This window comes from Pantoea sp., from assembly GCF_032114055.1.
GTDB lineage: Bacteria > Pseudomonadota > Gammaproteobacteria > Enterobacterales > Enterobacteriaceae > Pantoea.
Genome location: NZ_DAMCTB010000007.1, coordinates 158,731 through 177,914 on the forward strand (window position 1 = coordinate 158,731; position 19,184 = coordinate 177,914).

The following is a 19,184-nucleotide window of genomic DNA, read 5'->3' on the forward strand; positions in this document are numbered from 1 at the left end:
CTGATGACGTCGCTTTACTGGCACACCTGCGGGGAAGGAAAACGCGATCTTGTGCTGCTGCACGGATGGGGACTGAATGCCGAAGTCTGGCAAACCCTTATTCCGCGACTCAGCGCACACTGTCGCCTGCATCTGGTCGATCTGCCGGGTTATGGCCGCAGTCAGGATCGTCGCGCGCGCACGCTGAAAGAGATGGCAGCACAGCTGCTTCCTGCGCTGCCGCCGCAGGCGATCGTAATGGGCTGGTCGCTGGGCGGACTGGTGGCAACGGAGCTGGCGCTGGCAGCGCCCGACCGGCTGGCGGCCCTGATCACCGTCGCCTCCTCGCCCTGCTTCACCGCGACAGAGGGCTGGCCCGGCATAAAACCGGAGACACTGCAGAACTTTCAGCAGATGCTCAGCAACGATTTCCAGCGCACGGTAGAGCGTTTCCTGGCGCTGCAGACGCTGGGCACCGAAACGGCGCGCGCTGATGCGCGTCAGTTGAAAGAGGTGGTGCTGTCGCAGCCAATGCCGGAGGTCGCGGTGCTGGATGCCGGGCTGGAAATTCTGCGCGAGGTCGATCTGCGCGACGCGCTGCCGCAGATCACGCTGCCGTTCCTGCGGCTCTATGGCGCACTGGACGGCCTGGTGCCGCGCCGGATCGCGGCAGAACTGGATGAGCGGTTACCGGCATCGCCGTCCGTGATTATCGAAAAGGCAGCACATGCGCCTTTTATTTCTCATCCGGAGACCTTCTGCCAGCATATTGTTAATTTTATCAATGGATTGCCGGGATGATCGGGCTTTATAGTGGCAAAATTGCCGACAGCAGTAATACTTCTCATGGTGAGCAAGGCCGCTGCAATTTTATGTGATTAGTCACGGAAATGACTATGCCGTTCCATACTGCCTTACGCGTTTAGCGGCTGCTTACATCTCACAATGGATCATGAATGAGGGTAAACATAATGACAGTTTTAAAATGGGTTGTGGCTTCAATGATGATGGGCGCGATTTCATTTTCTGCGATGGCAGCGAAAGAAGTCACTAATGAAGAAGTTAAGACAATGAAACTGGAGAAGATTGGTACCGTGAACACCACAGCGGAAACCACGTCGCCAATGGATGCTAAAAAAGTGCTGTCTAAACTTGCTGACGAAAAAGGCGGCAAATACTACCGCGTGATCGCCGGTCGCGAACACGGTAAGTTCAGCGCCACCGCTGAAGTTTACAAGTAATTATCGCAGCCATAAGAACTGCCAGGCATCCAGCTTAACCGGCTGGGTGCCATCAACCTTCTCTCCGCTCACCACATCCTGCAGGGTATGCGTCACCGGTAATCGCGTCTCCAGCGTTCGTCCACTGAGATTAAAGACGCAGAGTAAACCCTCACCACTTTCCGGCTGATGGCGACGCAGCACCAGTACGGCATTTTCGCTCTCATAAAGCGTCATCGCATTATCCGGATGGAAAGCGGGCTGCCGGCGGCGTAGCTGAATCAGCTGGCCAAGCTGAATATAGATTTGCTGACGCAGCCACTCATCGCCCGCCAGCGCCGCTTCAATCTGCTTCAGGTCATACTTCTGACGGTTAATCGCCCGGTTATGTCCGGCGGCGCGCACACCCGCATAATCATTCCGGCCACCCAGAATGCTCTGGACATAAATGGCAGGCACGCCGGGAAAGACCAGCAGAATCGCATGCGCCAGCAGAAAGCGTTTCAGCCGCGTGGCGTCGTCATCGCTTTCACGATTTAACGCATCCAGAAAGGTGACGTTGATTTCATAAGGGCTGGTGGTGCCGTCAGGATTGTTTTTATAGGAGACCAGCGCGCTTTCAAGCGCCAGATCGCGCACCAGCGCCACGATCTCGACTTCAGACAGGATGCCGCGCGCCGGATTCAGCCCAATCCCATCATGTGATGCCAGAAAGTTAAAGAAGGTCGTATCGCGGTTGCTGAGATCCAGCGTGCTGGCCCACTGCCGCAGCGCACGCGCTGATCCGGTGTGGATAGCGTGCAGCACCAGCGGCGGCAGCGAAAACTGATAAACCATCTGCGCTTCATCGTGCCCGTTGCCCAGATAGCTGATGTTGTCCTGATGCGGCACGTTGGTTTCAGTGATAATCACCGTGCCCGGCGCAACCTGATCGGCAATCGCTCGAAACAGTTTGACCAGCTGATGGGTTTTTTCCAGATGAATACAGCGTGTGCCGGGCGTTTTCCACATATAGCCGACCGCATCCAGCCGCACATAGTCGGCGCCGCGGATCAGGTAGTCGAGCAGCACATTCACCATGCGCCGCAGCACCTCAGGGCTGGCGAAGTTAAGGTCAATCTGGTCGGCGCTGAAGGTGGTCCAGATAAAGCGCGTTTCGCCATTCGCCAGGGTGAAGGGAGTCAGCAGCGGCGAGGTGCGTGGACGTGTTACGGCACTGAGATCGGTTGCGGGCGGCATGCTGATAAAAAAGTCGTCCCAGCCGGGGTCCTGCGCCAGAAAGTGACTGAACCAGGCGCTGTCAGCCGACATGTGATTACAGACGAAGTCGAACATCAGCCGCGTTTCCTGATGCAGACGTGCGATGTCCTGCCAGTCACCATACTGCGGATTGACCTGGTGGTAATCGATAACCGAAAAACCATCATCAGAGGACCAGGGATAGAACGGCAGCAGATGAACCAGCGGAAAAATGGATTGCAGATGCTGCTGATAGAAGCGGGAAAAGGTGCTGAGCGTCGGTTTATCGGTTTCGCGAAACTGATCGGCGTAGGTAATCAGCACCACATCCTGTTCATCCCAGTGTGCCTTGCGTGGCAGCTTGATGGTGTCACGGGCGGCGGCGATATCAGCCAGCAGGCGCGTCAGGGTCGCGGCCGGGAATGTGCCAGCATAAATCTTATCGATAAGATCGCTAATTTTTTCCATCGTAAGTTGGATGCCGCAGCAGGTGTTGTTTTTATGACAGGCGTCTTTTTAGCGTAGCGTTATGGCGGGGATTTTCAACCGGATGATGCGGTGTGAAAAAGGGGCCAGAGGATGGCCCCTGAAAAGTTTAGCGTTTTTTACCGAACGCCGCGGCCAGTGCATCGCCCATCGCACTGTTACCGGCGGTGGCGGCAGCCTGACGCGGACGGCCTTTCGGGCTGGCCTGACGTTTCTCGTCGCGCGGCGCGGTGCTTCGTGCGCCGCCGCGTGCATTGCCTTCACCCGGCTGCTCATCAAGACGCATGGTCAGGGCAATACGTTTGCGCTGGAGATCGACCTCCATCACTTTCACTTTGACGATATCACCCGCCTTCACCACCTGATGGGGATCTTCAACGAAGCGATCGGAGAGTGAGGAGATGTGGACGAGGCCATCCTGATGCACGCCGATATCCACAAAGGCGCCGAAGTTGGTGACATTGGTGACGGCCCCTTCGAGGATCAGGCCTGGCGTCAGATCATTCAGCGTTTCCACACCCTCCGCAAACTGCGCGGTTTTAAACTCAGGACGGGGATCGCGGCCCGGTTTCTCCAGCTCTTTCATGATGTCGGTTACGGTCGGCAGACCAAAGCGATCATCAATGAACTCGCGGGGGCTAAGATTGCGCAGACTGCCCGCGTTACCCATCAGGTCACTCAGCGCCTGCTCAGTAGCCTTCAGAATACGTTCCACCACCGGATAGGCTTCCGGGTGAACAGTGGAGGCGTCCAGCGGGTTATCGCCATGATTGATGCGCAGGAAGCCCGCACACTGCTCAAAGGCTTTTGGCCCCAGACGGCTTACTTTCAGTAACTGCTGACGGTTCTGGAAGCGGCCATTCTCATCACGCCAGCTGACAATATTCTGCGCCATCATGCGCGTCAGGCCCGCCACGCGGGTCAGCAACGGCACCGAGGCGGTGTTGAGATCGACGCCGACGGCGTTCACGCAATCCTCCACCACCGCATCGAGTTTCTTCGCCAGCTGACTCTGGCTGACGTCATGCTGATACTGGCCGACACCGATCGATTTCGGGTCGATTTTGACCAGCTCGGCCAGCGGGTCCTGCAGGCGTCGGGCTATCGACACTGCGCCGCGCAGCGACACATCAAGATCCGGGAACTCCAGCGCCGCCAGTTCCGAGGCAGAGTAAACGGAGGCCCCGGCTTCACTGACAATGACCTTCTGCGCCGTAACCTGCGGGAACTGCTGCTGCAGCTCCAGGAAGAAGCGCTCGGTTTCGCGTGAGGCGGTACCGTTGCCGATTGCCACCAGCTCAACCTGATGCTTCATGCAGAGTGCGGCAACAGCGGCAGCGGCTTTAGCGGTCTGGCCGGTGTGCGGATAGACGGTATCGGTCGCCACCAGCTTGCCGGTCGCATCCACCACCGCCACTTTCACGCCGGTGCGCAGGCCAGGGTCCAGCCCCATGGTGGCGCGCATCCCGGCAGGGGCCGCCATCAGCAGGTCATGCAGGTTGCGGGCAAAAACGTTGATCGCTTCATCTTCTGCGCGTTCGCGCACCGTGCCCATCAGCTCGGTTTCGAGATGCAGCATCACCTTGATACGCCACGTCCAGCTCACCACCGCTTTGCGCCAGCTGTCGGCCGGTGCGTTATTCAGGCGCAGGTTCAGGTGTTCGGCAATCAGGGTTTCGCCGTAACTTTCGCGCGGCGCTTCATCGAACTGCGGGTCGGCATTCAGCGACAGTTGCAGCACGCCTTCGTTGCGGCCACGCAGCATTGCCAGCGCCCGGTGCGACGGCACGGTACTCAGGGCTTCATGGTGATCGAAATAGTCGCGGAACTTCGCGCCGGCTTCCTGCTGGCCCTCGACCACGCGCGATACCAGGTGGGCATTTTTCCACAGGTAATTACGCACTTTCGCCAGCAGCGCGGCATCTTCAGCAAAACGCTCCATCAGGATGTAACGGGCACCATCCAGCGCGGCGCGCACGTCGGCGACGCCTTTGTCGGCATCGACATACTGCTCAGCGAGCTGCTCAGGAAGATGGGACGGATCCTGCCAGAGCGTCTCTGCCAGCGGTTCCAGACCGGCTTCAATCGCGATCTGTCCACGCGTACGGCGTTTCTGTTTATAGGGCAGGTAGAGGTCTTCCAGCTCGGTTTTGCTGAGGGTGGTGTTGATGGCGCGGGCGAGGTCGTCAGTCAGTTTGCCCTGATCCCCGATCGACTTCAGAATCGACTGACGCCGTTCTTCGAGTTCACGCAGATAGCTGAGGCGGGTCTCAAGCTGGCGAAGCTGGGTATCATCCAGCCCGCCCGTCACCTCTTTACGATAGCGTGCGATAAACGGCACGGTGTTCCCTTCATCCAGCAGGCGAACGGCGGCGTCAACTTGATCGGGACGCGCCTGAAGCTCGCTGGCAATTATCTGGCTCAGAACTTTCATCATCAGGACTGTCTTGCTTTCCGGGTTGAGAAATAGCCGACAGTTATACGGATTGATGGTTAAAAATGCCAGAGAGGCGGGCCGCTTTCAGCGATAATCTGAAGGGTTATTGGGCGTAGTCAATCGCGTTGACATACCACAGCGCCGGCCCCAGCGGCGTCTCCACCGTTGCGGCATCGCCGACCTCTTTTTTCAGCAGCGCCCGCGCCATCGGCGAGTCGATGGAGATGTAATCTTTGCGGCCAAATATCTCATCGTAGCCCACGATGCGGAAGCGTTTGAGGTCCCCCTCATCGTTTTCAATTTCTACCCAGGCACCAAAGAAAACCTTGCCATCCTGCTGCGGTGAGTAGTCAACAATACGCAGCTGTTCAAGACTTTTCGTCAGATAGCGGACGCGCCGGTCGATTTCACGCAGCCGTTTTTTATTGTACTGGTAGTCCGCATTTTCACTGCGGTCGCCCAGGCTGGCAGCCCAGGTGACTTTTTTGGTCACTTCCGGACGCTCTTCACGCCACAGATAGTCGAGTTCCGCTTTGAGTCTGTCAAAGCCTTCGCGGGTAATCAGTCGGGTTTTCATGCTATACCGGCCAGAGAGATCGAAAGAGGCTCAGTGTAAGACAAACAGGTGGCGGCAAAAAAGAGTCGGGGAAAGGGTTTTTAAAGGCTAAAAACCCACGTTGACTTCCCCGGCGGCGAAAGGGTTGGAGCGTGCTATCAAAATAAAAACCGTGTTCTGAAGCCGGACTGACAGGTCGCGAACTTATTTTCCGGCGTGGGTCGCCGTCGTGGTTGAGGTGCCGGTTCCGTGACCGTCACCGCCGCCGCCGCCCATGGTGGCCAGCGCGACGCCCAGCAGGGCAGCGACAGCACCCACGCCGATGGCGTCGGAGTTTCCTTTAGCGGTGGTGGTGGCTGCGGCTCCGGCCGCTTCACCGGTCGCTGTTGCGGCATGCACCGGGCTGATGGTGCTGAAAGCCAGCGCGCTGAGCAGTAGAATTGTTTTTTTCATTGTGTGTAATCCCCGTTGAGACATCGAATGGTGCCTGAGCAGTCTGGTTCAAAATTCAGGGGGCGAAAAGTTGGCTTTACTGATTGATTTAATGGACTTTAATACCGGGTGGTCTTGCCGGAAGCCTGGCTCAAATTAATCCGAGAGAAGCATGGGGCATTAATCGGTTTGGCCAGAATATTATGCTGTCATTGTGCGGATAAGGTAGATTATCTGGAGGGTCGTCATCGTGATGGCTCGTTTATAAGTCAAATTATCTGCTAACGCGCTGAATTTATTCACTGAATAAATGCTGGTACGTTTCTGACGCCAGCCATTTAGAGAAATTCAGCTCTTTTTTCAGATTTGCCGTAACCGTCGCGCGCAGACGTTAAAACGTGCGACTCCCGCCCGAAAACAGGCGCAGAATAAATATAAGCTCCTGTTTAATATGCTTTGTAACAATTTTGGCTAGAATATAAACCATTAATGACTGTCACTATAAGGCATCTTTTTTTAACAATGTTGGCTCAGGCAATAGCGCCTTTGGGAGTTGAAAATGCAAGAGAACTACAAAATTCTGGTCGTCGATGATGATATGCGTCTGCGTGCACTGCTGGAACGTTATCTCACCGAGCAGGGCTTTCAGGTGCGCAGCGTCGCTAATGCCGAGCAGATGGACCGTCTGTTAACCCGTGAATCTTTCCATCTGATGGTGCTCGACCTGATGTTGCCAGGCGAAGATGGCCTCTCTATCTGCCGCCGTCTGCGCAGTCAGAGCAACCCGATGCCGATTATTATGGTAACCGCCAAGGGTGAAGAGGTGGACCGCATCGTCGGGCTGGAGATCGGTGCGGATGACTACATTCCTAAACCGTTTAACCCGCGTGAGCTGCTGGCGCGTATCCGTGCCGTGCTGCGTCGTCAGGCCAATGAACTGCCGGGCGCGCCGTCACAGGAAGAGGCGATCATCGCCTTTGGTAAGTTCAAACTGAACCTTGGCACCCGTGAAATGTTCCGTGAAGAGGAGCCGATGCCGCTGACAAGCGGTGAGTTCGCGGTACTGAAGGCGCTGGTGAGCCATCCGCGTGAGCCGCTCTCACGCGATAAGCTGATGAACCTGGCGCGTGGCCGTGAATACAGTGCCATGGAGCGTTCGATTGACGTGCAGATCTCCCGTCTGCGTCGCATGGTGGAAGAAGATCCTGCGCATCCACGTTATATCCAGACCGTCTGGGGCCTGGGCTACGTCTTTGTGCCGGACGGCAGTAAAGCATGAAGCGGCTGCGCTTCTCGCCACGCAGTTCATTCGCCCGCACGCTGCTGCTGATCGTGACCCTGCTGTTCGTCAGCCTGGTCACGACCTATCTGGTGGTGCTGAACTTTGCCATCCTTCCCAGCCTGCAGCAGTTCAACAAGGTGCTCGCATACGAGGTCCGTATGCTGATGACCGACCGGCTGCAGCTGGAAGATGGCACACAGCTTGAAGTTCCCCCGGCCTTTCGCCGGGAGATCTACCGTGAACTGGGGATTTCGCTGTTTACCAATGCGGCAGCAGAAGAGAACGGCTTGCGTTGGGCGCAGCATTACGAATTCCTGAGCGAGCAGATGGGTCAGCAGCTGGGCGGGCCGACCGATGTGCGGGTGGAGGTCAACAAGAACTCCCCGGTGGTCTGGCTGAAAACCTGGCTGTCGCCCGATATCTGGGTGCGGGTGCCGCTGACGGAGATTCATCAGGGCGACTTCTCACCGCTGTTCCGCTACACCCTGGCGATTATGCTGCTGGCGATTGGCGGGGCCTGGCTCTTTATCCGCATCCAGAACCGACCCCTGGTGGATCTGGAGCACGCGGCCCTGCAGGTCGGGCGCGGAATTATTCCGCCGCCACTGCGCGAATATGGCGCGTCCGAGGTGCGATCGGTGACCCGCGCCTTTAACCAGATGGCAGCCGGGGTGAAGCAGCTGGCCGACGATCGTACGCTGTTAATGGCGGGCGTCAGTCACGACCTGCGCACGCCGCTGACCCGTATTCGTCTGGCGACCGAGATGATGGGCGAGCAGGATGGCTATCTGGCCGAATCGATCAACAAAGATATCGAAGAGTGCAACGCCATCATTGAGCAGTTCATCGACTATCTGCGCACCGGTCAGGAGATGCAGACGGAGCGCGCCGACCTTAACAGCGTACTGGGCGAAGTGGTCGCCGCGGAAAGTGGCTATGAGCGTGAGATCAAAAATGCGGTGATGCCGGAAGAGCTGATGCTCGATATCAATCCGCTTTCGATTAAACGGGCGCTGGCTAATCTGGTGGTGAACGCCGCGCGTTATGGCAATGGCTGGATCAAGGTCAGCAGCGGACGTGAGCTGCATCGTGCCTGGTTCCAGGTGGAGGATGACGGCCCGGGCATCAAGCCGGATCAGCTGGCGCATCTTTTCCAGCCGTTTGTGCGGGGTGACAGCGCCCGCAGCACCAGCGGCACGGGTCTGGGCCTGGCGATTGTCCAGCGTATTATTGATGCGCATCAGGGATCGCTGGAGATTGGCGAGAGCGAACGCGGAGGATTACGTATTCGCGCCTGGTTGCCGCTGACAGAGAATATGGCGCTGAGTCATAACAACGGCAGCAACAGTGTATCGGGATGATAAAAGCGGCGCGGCAGGCACACTGCCGCGCCGTCTCTTTTAGCGTTGCGGGCCAGCCTTCACCAGCGCAGCGCCTGCGGCGTTATCGGTGTACTTCGCGAAGTTATCAATGAAGCGCTGCGCCAGATCGTTGGCGGCGGCGGTCCACTTCTCTTCACTCTCCCAGCTGCGACGCGGATCAAGCGTGTCACTGTCCAGTTCACCCAGCGTTACCGGCATCTGCAGGTTAAAGATTGGCAGGGTTTCCGTTGGCGCATCATCCAGCTCACCCGCCAGGATCGCATTGATAATGGCGCGTGTATTCTTCAGGGAGATGCGTTTGCCGCTGCCGTTCCAGCCGGTATTGACCAGATAAGCCTGCGCACCGGACGCCTCCATCCGTTTCACCAGCACTTCCGCATACTGCGTCGGATGCAGCGTCAGGAAAGCCGCGCCGAAACAGGCGGAGAAGGTCGGGGTAGGCGCCGTGACGCCACGTTCCGTACCGGCCAGTTTAGCGGTGAAGCCAGACAGGAAATGATACTGCGTCTGCTCCGGCGTCAGACGGGAAACTGGCGGTAGTACGCCAAACGCATCGGCGGTCAGGAAAATGACCTTCTTCGCGTGACCCGCTTTGGACACTGGCTGCACAATATTGTCGATGTGATTGATCGGATAGGAAACACGGGTATTTTCCGTTTTGCTGCCGTCTGCGTAATCGATGCTGCCATCTTCGCGCACCACGACGTTTTCCAGCAGCGCGTTGCGGCGAATCGCGCGGTAGATCTCCGGTTCAGCCTGCTCAGAGAGGTTGATGGTTTTCGCGTAGCAGCCGCCTTCGAAGTTAAACACGCCATCGTCGTCCCAGCCGTGCTCATCATCGCCAATCAGCTGACGATCGGGGTCGGTGGAGAGCGTGGTTTTGCCGGTGCCGGAGAGGCCAAAGAAGACCGCCACGTCGCCCGCTTTGCCGACGTTGGCTGAACAGTGCATCGACGCGATGCCCTTCAGCGGCAGCAGGTAGTTCATGATCGCGAACAGACCCTTTTTCATCTCGCCGCCGTACCACGTGCCGCCAATCAGCTGCATACGTTCGGTGAGATTAAAGGCGACGAAGTTTTCAGAGTGCAGCCCCTGCGCCTGCCAGTCCGGGTTGGTGCATTTGGCGCCGTTCATCACCACAAAATCGGGCGTGAAGTTGGCCAGCTCGGCTTCGTCCGGCTGGATGAACATGTTCTTCACAAAGTGTGCCTGCCAGGCCACTTCAGTGATAAAACGCACGCTCAGACGCGAATCGGCATTGGCGCCGCAGAAGGCATCCACCACAAACAGGCGTTTGCCGGAGAGCTGGCGGGTGACGCAGCTTTTCAGCGCGTTCCAGGTCTCCTGCGACAACGGCTGATTATCGTTTTTGCCGGTGCCCTGATCGTTCCACCACAGGGTATCGCGCGTAGTGTCATCGCGTACGATGTACTTATCCTTTGGCGATCGCCCGGTAAAAATTCCGGTGTCTACGGCAATCGCACCGCTTTGCGTCAGGGTGCCACGAGCAAAACCTTCGAGGTCCGGGCGCGTCTCTTCCTGAAATAGCGTGTCGTAATCAGGGTTGTAAACCACTTCCGTGGTATCCACGATGCCCAAAGCGGCAAGGTCTTGCGAGGTCAGGCCGTTAACGCGCATTTTACTGCTCCTTAAATCGGTGTCTGTTCTGCACAGCAGAGATAGGTTGGGATCGTGCCGCCAGCTGCTGCATCGGATACGACGAATGGCTGAACCGCCCGGCGCGCAGCTGCAGGACTCCGCATAGTGAACCGGGCAGTTCAGGCATCGGCCCCGGGCTTCCGGGCGTTTGCACGATCGCGCGCAGTTTACTCCTCTGCGTTTCGGGAAAAAGGGCAGTGATCTAAAAATGCGACTCAGGGCGCGTTAAGGCCACGTTTCGAACGTTTAAAAGATGTTATGAAAGTAAAAAAAGATAATTTGTCTGAAAAATTATGGGGATAGCGGGGCGGGGAAAAGGGGGCGGCAGAGGCCGCCCGATCGATTAGTGCAGCTGGTCACTATTCTCATGAGAGTGGCTGCGAATCGCCGCGATATCGACGGCGTCAAAGACGTAGTCTGAACCGCAGTAGTCACAGTGCATTTCGATTTTGCCATCTTCTGCAATAATCTCATCCACCTCTTCCTGCGGCAGGGTCGTCAGCACCTCACCACAGCGCTCGCGCGAACAGGTGCATTTGTAAACCACCGGCTGCGGATCATAGAGCGTCACTTCTTCCTGATGATAGAGACGCCACAGCGTTTCATTGGCGGGCAGGTCAATCAGCTCTTCCGTTTTGATGGTTTCGGTCAGCGTGGCCAGATGTTCAAACGCCTCTTTTTCCGTATCCTGCGCGGGCAGCACCTGCAGCAGAATCCCGGCTGCGCCTTTGTCGCTGGTGCGGATAAACAGACGCGTCGGCAACTGCTCTGAGCGCATGAAATAATCTTCCAGGCACGCCGCCAGGGTATCCCCCTCCAGACCGACCACGCCCTGATAACGCTCACCCTTTTCCGGCGTGATGGTGATCACCAGATAGCCATTGCCAACCATGCTTTTCAGGGTGTTGTCAGCCGGAATGTCGCTTTTCAGACGCGCAACGCCGCGCAGCTCCTGGTTGTTGTTGCCATTAATAACCGCCAGTGACAGCGGGCCATCGCCCTGCAGCTGCACGGTGATTTCGCCATCAAACTTCAGTGTAGCGGTTAGCAGACTGGTAGCGACCAGCATCTCACCCAGCAGGGTTTTAACCGGCGCCGGGTAGTCATGGTTCTTCACGGTTTCACGCCAGGTGTCTGAGACGTTCACCAGCTCGCCGCGCACAGCGGCATTTTCAAATAGATAACGGTGCAGTTGATCCTGGACTGACATATTTTTTCTCTCACTGGAACGGGGTGATGGCGCGTCTGCTAAGACGACGTTATTCATCACCCGATAATTTAAACTTCATCAAATCGCGACGCTCTTTTTTATCAGGTCGCCGATCGGGATGGGGCATAGTCAGCGCATTGAGCTTGCGCGCCTGCGCCACTTTCTCGCGTTTTTCAATGCTGGCATCGGTTTCCCGATAGAGCTGCTGGGCTTCGCTGGCGGGACGGCGCTGATTACTGACCTCTGCCACGATTACCGTGCGTTCATCGTTTCCCTGACGCAGCGTCAGCTCCGCATTCAGCTCCACCACTTTGCTGGGTTTGCTGCGCTGACCGTTGTAATGCACTTTGCCGCCTTCAATCATTTCCCGCGCAATCGCCCGGGTTTTGTAGAAGCGCGCGGCCCACAGCCACTTGTCGAGGCGGACCTCTTCGCTGCTTTTCTCTTTCATTGCTGCTCCTGACTCAGATCAGCGTCCGGTAATCGCGGGTAGCGCGGTGACGCCGAAAGATTTGCTCAGGACGACCCGAATCGGGATTTTTTACGCCTAAGCACCTGCCGATGCCCCATAGCGTCGCGGCATCCAGAATGAGTTCGCTGTCATCGATAAACAGCGTACGCGGCGCAGAAAATCCGGTGTGCTGTTGTACCGCCTGCCATAATCGCGGGTCTTCTTTCGGATACCCAAAGGTATGGGTGGAAAGTAATAAATCAAGGTGCGGCGCTAAACCTGTCTGCGCCAGTTTGACGTCAAGATTGTAAGGATGCGCATTGGTCAGCAGGATGGTGCGCTTTCCCATGCGACGCAGTGCCTGTAAAAAAGGCAGCGTATCATCACGCAGGGCGATCCGGCTGCGCATCGCCCAGGTCATGGCACAGATGTCCAGCGCCAGTGCTTCTGCCCAGTAATCGAGACAATACCAGTTTAGCGTATGGGCGACGGCCTGAAACTTTTCCGCGACGATTGCTTCAGCTTCTGCCCGAGGGATGCCGCGCTGCAGGCGGAGCTGTTCGGGCACATGCTCCAGCCAGAAGTGGCGGTCAAACGCCAGATCCAGCAGCGTGCCGTCCATGTCGAGCAGCACGGTATCAATCTCAGACCAGTTAAGCATCGGAGGGATCTCACCCTTAAAAAAAACCGGGCGACAGGGTAGCACAGAAGGGCAGGGCTCAGAATATCGAGCGCACGCCCTGTAAAGTCCCGAGGTTGTGGTTAAAGCATTTGTCGTAATAGTGCTGGATATCGATCATGCGCTGACGGTTGCGGTGCATGCGGCGCAGCGCCAGCAGCCCGTTGAAGACGCCGCAGATCAGCAGCACCAGCAGCAGCAATACGGTGCCCAGATAACGCCACTGCGCCATCGCATCCGGCTCGTTGTGCAGCGCGATATGACGCGTGCCGTTGGCATCGGTCGAGAGGCTGGTGATAATGCCGCTGGCGCTGAAAGGCGTGTGCAGCAGCATAGCGGAGAGATGTTGCAGCTCGTGCCACTGAGACGGCGGATCGAGATCGAATAGCGATACGGTCGGCTGAGGCTGATTCACCAGCTGACGGCCCTCGTCGCTGACGATCAGGAAGCCGCCCGGCGGCGGGCTGTTAAGATTCTCAGCCGCCCGGCGGGTTTCGCGGAAAAAGAAGGTCGAGGTGGCGGTGTTCACCAGATTTTCCAGCGCTTCCGCGCTGACCGGGCGCAGCAGCACATTCATACCGTTGAGCTGGCCGGAGTCCGCCCGGCGCATCAGCGCCTCCCAGTCTTTGGCATTACCCAGATTCACCAGCGCATTCTTCAGGCGCATACAATCCTGCGGCTGATTGCAGAGATCCTGTGTCTTCATCACCAGATCGGAGAAATCATCCAGCAGGATCATGCCGGACTTCTGAATCGCCGAGGCCAGCTGCGGGTTAAGTTTGGGATCGGTATTGGTTTCCGGATGCAGTTGCTTTGTGGTGGTATCCAGCAGCGCAGCGGCTTTATCAATAATGTCTGACTGCGGCTGCGGCAACGGTGTGGCGTTGTTCCAGTAAATTGCAGAGCAGTCAAACGGCATATAGGCATAACTGCGGTTGCTCTGATAATTATCCGGCACTGAACACATACCGGTGCCGCTGACTTTAAGACTGTCGCCAATGTTCAGGGCCACACCACTGAGTTTATCGACGCTGCTGACTTCCAGACTGTCGGTGCCCCTGGCCCAGGCCAGGCTGAGCTTCACTGGCATGCTGAGCGGGATCCAGGTGACCAGCAGGGTCAGTACCATCAGCGAACCACAGGCCAGCACCACGTTTTTCCGCCAGCGCTGAATCGGAAAGTTTTTCACTTCATCCTGCAGTGACAGGAAGCGACCCTGACGCACCACCTGACGGTTGAGGTAGATTTCCACATCGGTAATCTGACCCAGATCGTGTGCGACGTAAGGCTGCCAGTGCGGTGGATAGGCGAGGTCGATAATGCCCAGGGTAATATTGCTCTGCTCCTGGTTCGACTCGCTGAACAGGCCCCAGCGTTTCGGCGCACCACGCAGGCAGTGGATATCACGCAGGCCGCGCTCACCGGGGATGCGATAGAGCAGCCACAGGCTGGCCGCAATCATCAGGGCACCAATCAGCACCAGCCAGATCATCAGGGTAGCGGGGACTAACAGGCTGAAGAAGAACAGTAAAAAAGCCAGCGAAATCATCACCGCTTCCCGGACGCCGTCGGGCCGTGACAGACGATACTCTTCCGGCGTCTCTTTACGCACCTTCAGCAGCTCAATATTTTCTGTTTCCGCCTTACGGATAGAGGCGTTGGTCGACATCGGACGCATCAGCGTGGGCAGCGATTGCTGGTCTACGGCGTAATCAGCCAGCGAGTGGCCATTCAGCGAGATGACCAGCGGAATGGATTGGGTACGGATTAACTCGACGTAGTTTTCGTCAGTGATGTACTGCTCCCACAATGGCGGCAGATGAACTTCGACTTCATCCAGATAGTAACGCCACTTGTGCGGATCGTCCGTTGACAGGCCATAGCGGGTAATGGCCCGGGTAACCGGATAGACATTGTTGCTCTGGGCCGTCAGCGTCAGACGATCAGATGTGCTGCGTTTATCGGTCGTTACCGTCGTACGCGGCTGCTTTTCCAGCGCGGCAACGTATTTGTCGACGGCTTCACGTTCCTGAGCTGAGAGTTTACGGCAGGGCGGACTGATAAATGGCAAGGGTTTCGCCAACGGCGGCCGATGCCGCATAGCGTACCAGAACCCAATACCTGCCAGGATTGAACAGGTCAGCACTATGGCCAGGATCATAAAGATTGTGCTCATGCTCTGCTCAATTCAGCCAAAATGCTGCCTTCACTTTTAACTTACGCTCCCGGTTGTGCACACGGTAAACGCGGCACAGCGGAAGATTATATAACCCCAGGGTGTCAGGCACCTGATAAATAGTGCCAGCGTATAGCTGATTAGCATTTGTTAAACCATGCCTTGTCCGAATGGTAACCGGCTCAGACTGGATTAAATATCGGTATTGTCTGAAACTTATCGCAGCATATTGACTAATGCAAATTTAGTCTTAACTGATAACTAAAGGCTGTTATTCAATCGCCGGAATCTATGTAACGATAACGCCCTTGTATGACTGTCGCACAATTGCCTGTGGTTAGGTATGCTAATTTGCTCCCGCCAGGAGGCGCAGAATAATTTGAGGCTGATATGAAAATTCCAAAAAAACCTGACATCCTCAATATCACCGCCGTAGCGCGTTCGCGGTTATTCACGATTGAATCTGTCGATCTGGCTTTCAGTAATGGCGCGCGTCGCGTTTACGAGCGCATGAAGCCCTCAGAACGGGAAGCCGTAATGATTGTGCCGATTATCGATGATCATCTGATTCTGATTCAGGAATATGCTGTCGGCCTGGAAACCTATGAACTTGGCTTTCCAAAAGGGCTGATTGATGCCGGAGAAACCGTCAATGAGGCCGCAGTACGTGAACTGAAGGAAGAGGTCGGTTTTGGCGCGCACAAGCTGACGACACTGGGCAAACTCACGCTGGCCCCCTCCTACTTCTCCAGTAAAATGAACATCGTGGTGGCGGAAGACCTCTACGCCGAAAGGCTGGAAGGCGATGAGCCGGAGCCGCTGATTGTTCACCGCTGGCCGCTGAGCGATATGCTGTCACTGCTGGCAGAGCCCGATTTCCGCGAGGCGCGCAACGTCAGTGCGCTGTTTATGGCCCGCGAGTGGCTGGTCAGACAGGGACGACTGAGTTACTGATTGCGCCAGTCAGCAACCGGCGCAATCAGCAGAGAAGGCGCGGAATCAGTCCGTCAGCGCGCGTGCCTGCTGCGCTGATAACCGACTGAACAGGGGCGCCGCGACCAGATAAATCAGGCAGGCGACGATCAATGAGTTGAAGACCGGTACGCCGCGCTCGATAAACAGGCCAGTGGCCGTGCCCGCGAGGCTGGCGATCAGCGCCGGCCAGCCTGTTGCCACCGAAACGGGCGGCAGGGCATGCTCTGCGCGGCCCAGCTCAAGCGTCTGGCGGCTGGTTTTCAGCACGTAGTAATCAATAATCATCACCCCCAGCACCGGCGGGAAGACCACGCCCAGCAGCTCCAGAAAATCGACGAACCGGTCGAGGATCCCCAGAATTGAACAGAGCGTTCCCAGCATTCCCAGCAGCAGCGTAATCACCTGATAGCGCGGCTTGTAGCCGGTCACGCCCTCGATCGCATTGGTGATGCCCAGCGTAGAGGAGTAGAGATTCAGATCGTTGACGCGCAGGGTAGAAAAGACCACCGCAAACAACCCCAGGGTGCTGGTGGTCTGCGTGATGATGGCGATAATGTCTGAGGTCTGTAGCTCCCTGGCGACCAGAATCGCCAGGCCATTGATCCCATATTCACCCGCCAGGATAGTCAGCAGCGTAATAGCGAACACATCCCTGCCGTTGCGTGAGAAACGGGTCAGATCGGGGGTCATCAGGCTGGCCAGAATTGCGCCGCCAATCACCATGGTAATCGCGGCGCTCACGGTAATGGGATCAGCGGCGACCACTGGCTGGGCAACAGGGCCAGCCTGACCGTGAAAGGCGTGCCAGAAAATCCAGCCCACCAGCGCAATAAAGAGTGGTACGGCAATACGGGCAGTAAACCGCAGCGCCCGGAAGCCAAAAGTTACCAGCAGGGTCAGAACCCCACCCGACAGTGCTGCCGCCTCGGCAAAGCTGAGTTTACCGTCCAGCGCATAACTCAGTGACCGGGCGAAGACTGCATTCTGAATGCCAAACCAGCCCAGCAGGCTAATCGCCACCAGCAGACCAATCAGCACCGAACCGTGACGGCCAAAGCCGCACCAGCGCGCCAGCAGGCTGCCGGGCAGGCCCTCGCGCATACCGGCGTAGCCGAGCGCGAAGGTGAGCACACCGAACAGCAGACTGGCCAGGGTAATGGCGGTAAAGGCTTCACCCGTGGACATTCCGTTGCCCAGCACCGCCCCGAGCATAAACTGGTCCAGCGCCGTCAACATACCCATGTGTACAATCGCGACGCTGAGCAGCGAAAGTCGTTTGTTTTCAGGCACACGGCTCAGGGGATAATCGTCAAATTTACTCACTACGGGGTTTCCTTACCGATTTAAATAAAAATAACGCCAGCGCTGAGAAAGCGTTCTGGCAGATAACTTTCCAGCGATTCTGCATAGCAGTAGCTCTCAAATTGCTGAAGCGAATGCACCCCGGCTTTCTGATAAAGCGTCGTGATGCGATTGCTGATGGTCTTTACGCTGAGGTTATAGATACGCGCGATCTCTTTGGCATTAAACCGCCGCAGCAGCAGGAAGATGACGTCCAGTTCGGCGGAGGTAAACAGGGGATGCGCCAGCCGCGTGGTCAGCACGGACGACTTCTTTTGATCGATAAGGCGCATCGCGGAGAGATTATCGACCGGACGCGCATTCCAGATACAGCCCAGCAGTTGCTTATTGTGGTCAAATACCGGGTATTTTTCGCTGATAAAAGGGGAGAGGTAGTTATTTCCATACCAGTAATGCGTTTCTATCACGGCGACACTGCCTTTTGCCGCTTCTGCCTGCTGATCGTGCTCGCAGAATTGATCGGCACAGTCGCTCCAGGGCGTAGGAAACTCATTGTCCTTCTTTCCCTCTAAGCGATAGTTTTTAGGTGTCGCCGTATACATCCTGGCCGCTTCATTCATATAAAGATGCTGTGACGTCGCATCCTTAAAACCCCACGGGGTCGGTAACAGATCCATTGTTGTGGCAAATGGGCCGATAAACTCATCAATACTACGGTAGGGGCTATCCATGGCACCTCGCTGAAATGCTTCAGATTATAATCTTTTTGCCAGATAGTAGCGCGCATAGCGCTCTGCGTAGCCTTCCTGTTCACCGTAGACGCGATAACCTAATTTCTCGTAGAAACCGCGAGCCTGAAAGCTCAATGTGTCTACCACTGCCATGTGGCAGTGCCGGTTTCGTGCCTCCTCTTCCGCTGCCTGCATCATCTGACGTCCTGTGCCATGCATGCGCTGCGCTTCAGCTATCCAGAAGTAGTGAATATCCAGCGTACCGCACCAGGTATGCGCTAACAGGCCGCCCTGAATATTTTTTTCATCGTCATACAGGAGAACATTCAGTGTTTTCATATTGATGTCAGCGAAACCGCTATTATGCTGCCAGAGCTGCTGAATAATATATTCTTCACTCTTCTGGTCAGGCACGTCGCCAATTTTAATTTCCATATATAAATAGTTTCCGCAAATAATTAAACAACACCAATTTGAGAGGATTCTTATCACGATAAAAAGCGAGGCGCAAGAGCCAATCTCACCCCTGTTATCCGAAGCGGTAACTATTATGCTGGACAGACGTATTGTGTTGCCATGCACTTTTTTTAATCAGCTGGCACCAGGGAAATGCGATATTTCAGCAATATAATAAAATGCGCCTGGCTTTTAAAGTGGTCACCACAATTAAGCAGGACGCCTGTTGCCTTATAATGTAAGGCTGAAAAAATGCTGTTCACTCAGGTGGGCGGCATTTTTTTATGCGTGCTGTCGCTGAACCTCAGCCTTTATTCTTTCTTTCGCCTGCAATTTCCCCTGAATCCCGTGACACGCCACAGGCGTGTTATCGCTTTTCTGATATCTCCTGCTATCGGCAGAAGAGAATAGGGGCAGCGGCGAAAAGTAGCGTGGCATAGCTTTTTTCTAAACTCATGCGCCATGAAATCGTGACGTAAAAAAAGCCGATCGTCAGAGCGATCGGCTTAGGTTATTTTACATCTCAGCGGTT

At 56.2% G+C, this 19,184-nt stretch carries 17 protein-coding genes; 5 read left to right on the forward strand and 12 right to left on the reverse strand.

Going from position 1 to position 19,184, the window contains the following annotated elements; translation table 11 throughout:
* The first annotated feature begins 3 nt into the window (after positions 1 to 3).
* Both bioH and RT657_RS13470 read left to right on the forward strand, forming a co-directional pair.
* Entirely contained in the window at positions 4 to 780 is a 777-nt protein-coding gene (gene bioH, locus RT657_RS13465; RefSeq protein ID WP_313655051.1) for a pimeloyl-ACP methyl ester esterase BioH, read from the forward strand.
* A gap of 170 nt (positions 781 to 950) precedes the next feature.
* Positions 951 to 1,220: a YdgH/BhsA/McbA-like domain containing protein gene (locus RT657_RS13470; protein WP_313655052.1), complete on the forward strand. Its 270-nt coding sequence runs from the start codon at positions 951 to 953 to the stop codon at positions 1,218 to 1,220.
* On the opposite strand, the gene RT657_RS13475 is transcribed toward RT657_RS13470, so the two are convergent.
* From RT657_RS13475 to yjbE, 4 genes are all read right to left on the reverse strand, one after another.
* Entirely contained in the window at positions 1,221 to 2,906 is a 1,686-nt protein-coding gene (locus RT657_RS13475) for an alpha-amylase family glycosyl hydrolase (RefSeq protein ID WP_313655053.1), read from the reverse strand.
* A 127-nt stretch (positions 2,907 to 3,033) separates the two neighbouring features.
* The gene (locus tag RT657_RS13480) at positions 3,034 to 5,361 is read right to left on the reverse strand and encodes a Tex family protein (RefSeq protein ID WP_313655054.1); all 2,328 of its coding nucleotides are present in this window, start codon (positions 5,359 to 5,361) and stop codon (positions 3,034 to 3,036) included.
* A 103-nt stretch (positions 5,362 to 5,464) separates the two neighbouring features.
* Positions 5,465 to 5,938 (reverse strand): transcription elongation factor GreB, encoded by a 474-nt coding sequence (greB, locus tag RT657_RS13485; RefSeq protein WP_313655055.1) that lies wholly within the window; start codon positions 5,936 to 5,938, stop codon positions 5,465 to 5,467.
* Between the two features lie 183 nt (positions 5,939 to 6,121).
* Positions 6,122 to 6,370, reverse strand: a complete 249-nt coding sequence (gene yjbE / locus RT657_RS13490) for an exopolysaccharide production protein YjbE (protein WP_313655056.1) — start codon at positions 6,368 to 6,370, stop codon at positions 6,122 to 6,124.
* Between the two features lie 538 nt (positions 6,371 to 6,908).
* Here yjbE and ompR point away from each other — a divergent pair.
* Together ompR and envZ are read left to right on the forward strand one after the other, a co-directional pair.
* Positions 6,909 to 7,628 carry a two-component system response regulator OmpR gene (ompR, locus tag RT657_RS13495; RefSeq protein WP_313655057.1) on the forward strand — a complete coding sequence of 240 codons (720 nt, stop codon included), beginning with the start codon at positions 6,909 to 6,911 and terminating at the stop codon, positions 7,626 to 7,628.
* Entirely contained in the window at positions 7,625 to 8,992 is a 1,368-nt protein-coding gene (gene envZ, locus RT657_RS13500; protein ID WP_313655058.1) for a two-component system sensor histidine kinase EnvZ, read from the forward strand. Before ompR ends, envZ begins: the two co-directional genes overlap by 4 nt.
* 39 nt (positions 8,993 to 9,031) lie before the next feature.
* On the opposite strand, the gene pckA is transcribed toward envZ, so the two are convergent.
* The 5 genes from pckA to RT657_RS13525 all read right to left on the reverse strand — a co-directional run bounded on the left by pckA (position 9,032) and on the right by RT657_RS13525 (position 15,188).
* On the reverse strand, positions 9,032 to 10,651 hold the full coding sequence (pckA, locus tag RT657_RS13505; protein WP_313655059.1) for a phosphoenolpyruvate carboxykinase (ATP): 1,620 nt from the start codon (positions 10,649 to 10,651) through the stop codon (positions 9,032 to 9,034).
* A gap of 364 nt (positions 10,652 to 11,015) precedes the next feature.
* Complete coding sequence (hslO, locus tag RT657_RS13510) at positions 11,016 to 11,882, reverse strand: Hsp33 family molecular chaperone HslO (RefSeq protein WP_313655060.1); 867 nt, start codon at positions 11,880 to 11,882, stop codon at positions 11,016 to 11,018.
* A 49-nt stretch (positions 11,883 to 11,931) separates the two neighbouring features.
* Positions 11,932 to 12,333, reverse strand: coding sequence for a ribosome-associated heat shock protein Hsp15 (gene hslR / locus RT657_RS13515; protein WP_313655062.1), 402 nt, complete (start codon positions 12,331 to 12,333; stop codon positions 11,932 to 11,934).
* Between the two features lie 13 nt (positions 12,334 to 12,346).
* The gene (gene yrfG, locus RT657_RS13520) at positions 12,347 to 12,994 is read right to left on the reverse strand and encodes a GMP/IMP nucleotidase (RefSeq protein ID WP_313655064.1); all 648 of its coding nucleotides are present in this window, start codon (positions 12,992 to 12,994) and stop codon (positions 12,347 to 12,349) included.
* Positions 12,995 to 13,052: 58 nt separating this feature from the next.
* The gene (locus RT657_RS13525; protein ID WP_313655065.1) at positions 13,053 to 15,188 is read right to left on the reverse strand and encodes an intracellular growth attenuator family protein; all 2,136 of its coding nucleotides are present in this window, start codon (positions 15,186 to 15,188) and stop codon (positions 13,053 to 13,055) included.
* Between the two features lie 390 nt (positions 15,189 to 15,578).
* Here RT657_RS13525 and nudE point away from each other — a divergent pair, with 390 nt between their 5' ends.
* Positions 15,579 to 16,142 carry an ADP compounds hydrolase NudE gene (gene nudE / locus RT657_RS13530; RefSeq protein ID WP_313655066.1) on the forward strand — a complete coding sequence of 188 codons (564 nt, stop codon included), beginning with the start codon at positions 15,579 to 15,581 and terminating at the stop codon, positions 16,140 to 16,142.
* A 45-nt stretch (positions 16,143 to 16,187) separates the two neighbouring features.
* Here nudE and RT657_RS13535 read toward each other — a convergent pair whose 3' ends face one another.
* From RT657_RS13535 to RT657_RS13545, 3 genes are read right to left on the reverse strand one after another with little or no spacing between them, the layout of a single operon-like run.
* Positions 16,188 to 17,486, reverse strand: coding sequence for a cytosine permease (locus tag RT657_RS13535; protein WP_313655068.1), 1,299 nt, complete (start codon positions 17,484 to 17,486; stop codon positions 16,188 to 16,190).
* A 20-nt stretch (positions 17,487 to 17,506) separates the two neighbouring features.
* Positions 17,507 to 18,196: a LuxR C-terminal-related transcriptional regulator gene (locus RT657_RS13540; RefSeq protein WP_313655069.1), complete on the reverse strand. Its 690-nt coding sequence runs from the start codon at positions 18,194 to 18,196 to the stop codon at positions 17,507 to 17,509.
* Positions 18,197 to 18,220: 24 nt separating this feature from the next.
* Positions 18,221 to 18,631 carry a GNAT family N-acetyltransferase gene (locus RT657_RS13545; protein WP_313655070.1) on the reverse strand — a complete coding sequence of 137 codons (411 nt, stop codon included), beginning with the start codon at positions 18,629 to 18,631 and terminating at the stop codon, positions 18,221 to 18,223.
* Between the last annotated feature and the right edge of the window lie 553 nt (positions 18,632 to 19,184).

Excerpts from the sequence above, each read along its gene's own strand:
- bioH (WP_313655051.1), top strand. The coding sequence starts at position 4 with ATGACGTCGCTTTACTGGCACACCTGCGGGGAAGGAAAACGCGATCTT.
- RT657_RS13470 (WP_313655052.1), top strand. The coding sequence starts at position 951 with ATGACAGTTTTAAAATGGGTTGTGGCTTCAATGATGATGGGCGCGATT.
- RT657_RS13475 (WP_313655053.1), bottom strand. The coding sequence starts at position 2,906 with ATGGAAAAAATTAGCGATCTTATCGATAAGATTTATGCTGGCACATTC.
- RT657_RS13480 (WP_313655054.1), bottom strand. The coding sequence starts at position 5,361 with ATGATGAAAGTTCTGAGCCAGATAATTGCCAGCGAGCTTCAGGCGCGT.
- greB (WP_313655055.1), bottom strand. The coding sequence starts at position 5,938 with ATGAAAACCCGACTGATTACCCGCGAAGGCTTTGACAGACTCAAAGCG.
- yjbE (WP_313655056.1), bottom strand. The coding sequence starts at position 6,370 with ATGAAAAAAACAATTCTACTGCTCAGCGCGCTGGCTTTCAGCACCATC.
- ompR (WP_313655057.1), top strand. The coding sequence starts at position 6,909 with ATGCAAGAGAACTACAAAATTCTGGTCGTCGATGATGATATGCGTCTG.
- envZ (WP_313655058.1), top strand. The coding sequence starts at position 7,625 with ATGAAGCGGCTGCGCTTCTCGCCACGCAGTTCATTCGCCCGCACGCTG.
- pckA (WP_313655059.1), bottom strand. The coding sequence starts at position 10,651 with ATGCGCGTTAACGGCCTGACCTCGCAAGACCTTGCCGCTTTGGGCATC.
- hslO (WP_313655060.1), bottom strand. The coding sequence starts at position 11,882 with ATGTCAGTCCAGGATCAACTGCACCGTTATCTATTTGAAAATGCCGCT.
- hslR (WP_313655062.1), bottom strand. The coding sequence starts at position 12,333 with ATGAAAGAGAAAAGCAGCGAAGAGGTCCGCCTCGACAAGTGGCTGTGG.
- yrfG (WP_313655064.1), bottom strand. The coding sequence starts at position 12,994 with ATGCTTAACTGGTCTGAGATTGATACCGTGCTGCTCGACATGGACGGC.
- RT657_RS13525 (WP_313655065.1), bottom strand. The coding sequence starts at position 15,188 with ATGAGCACAATCTTTATGATCCTGGCCATAGTGCTGACCTGTTCAATC.
- nudE (WP_313655066.1), top strand. The coding sequence starts at position 15,579 with ATGAAAATTCCAAAAAAACCTGACATCCTCAATATCACCGCCGTAGCG.
- RT657_RS13540 (WP_313655069.1), bottom strand. The coding sequence starts at position 18,196 with ATGGATAGCCCCTACCGTAGTATTGATGAGTTTATCGGCCCATTTGCC.
- RT657_RS13545 (WP_313655070.1), bottom strand. The coding sequence starts at position 18,631 with ATGGAAATTAAAATTGGCGACGTGCCTGACCAGAAGAGTGAAGAATAT.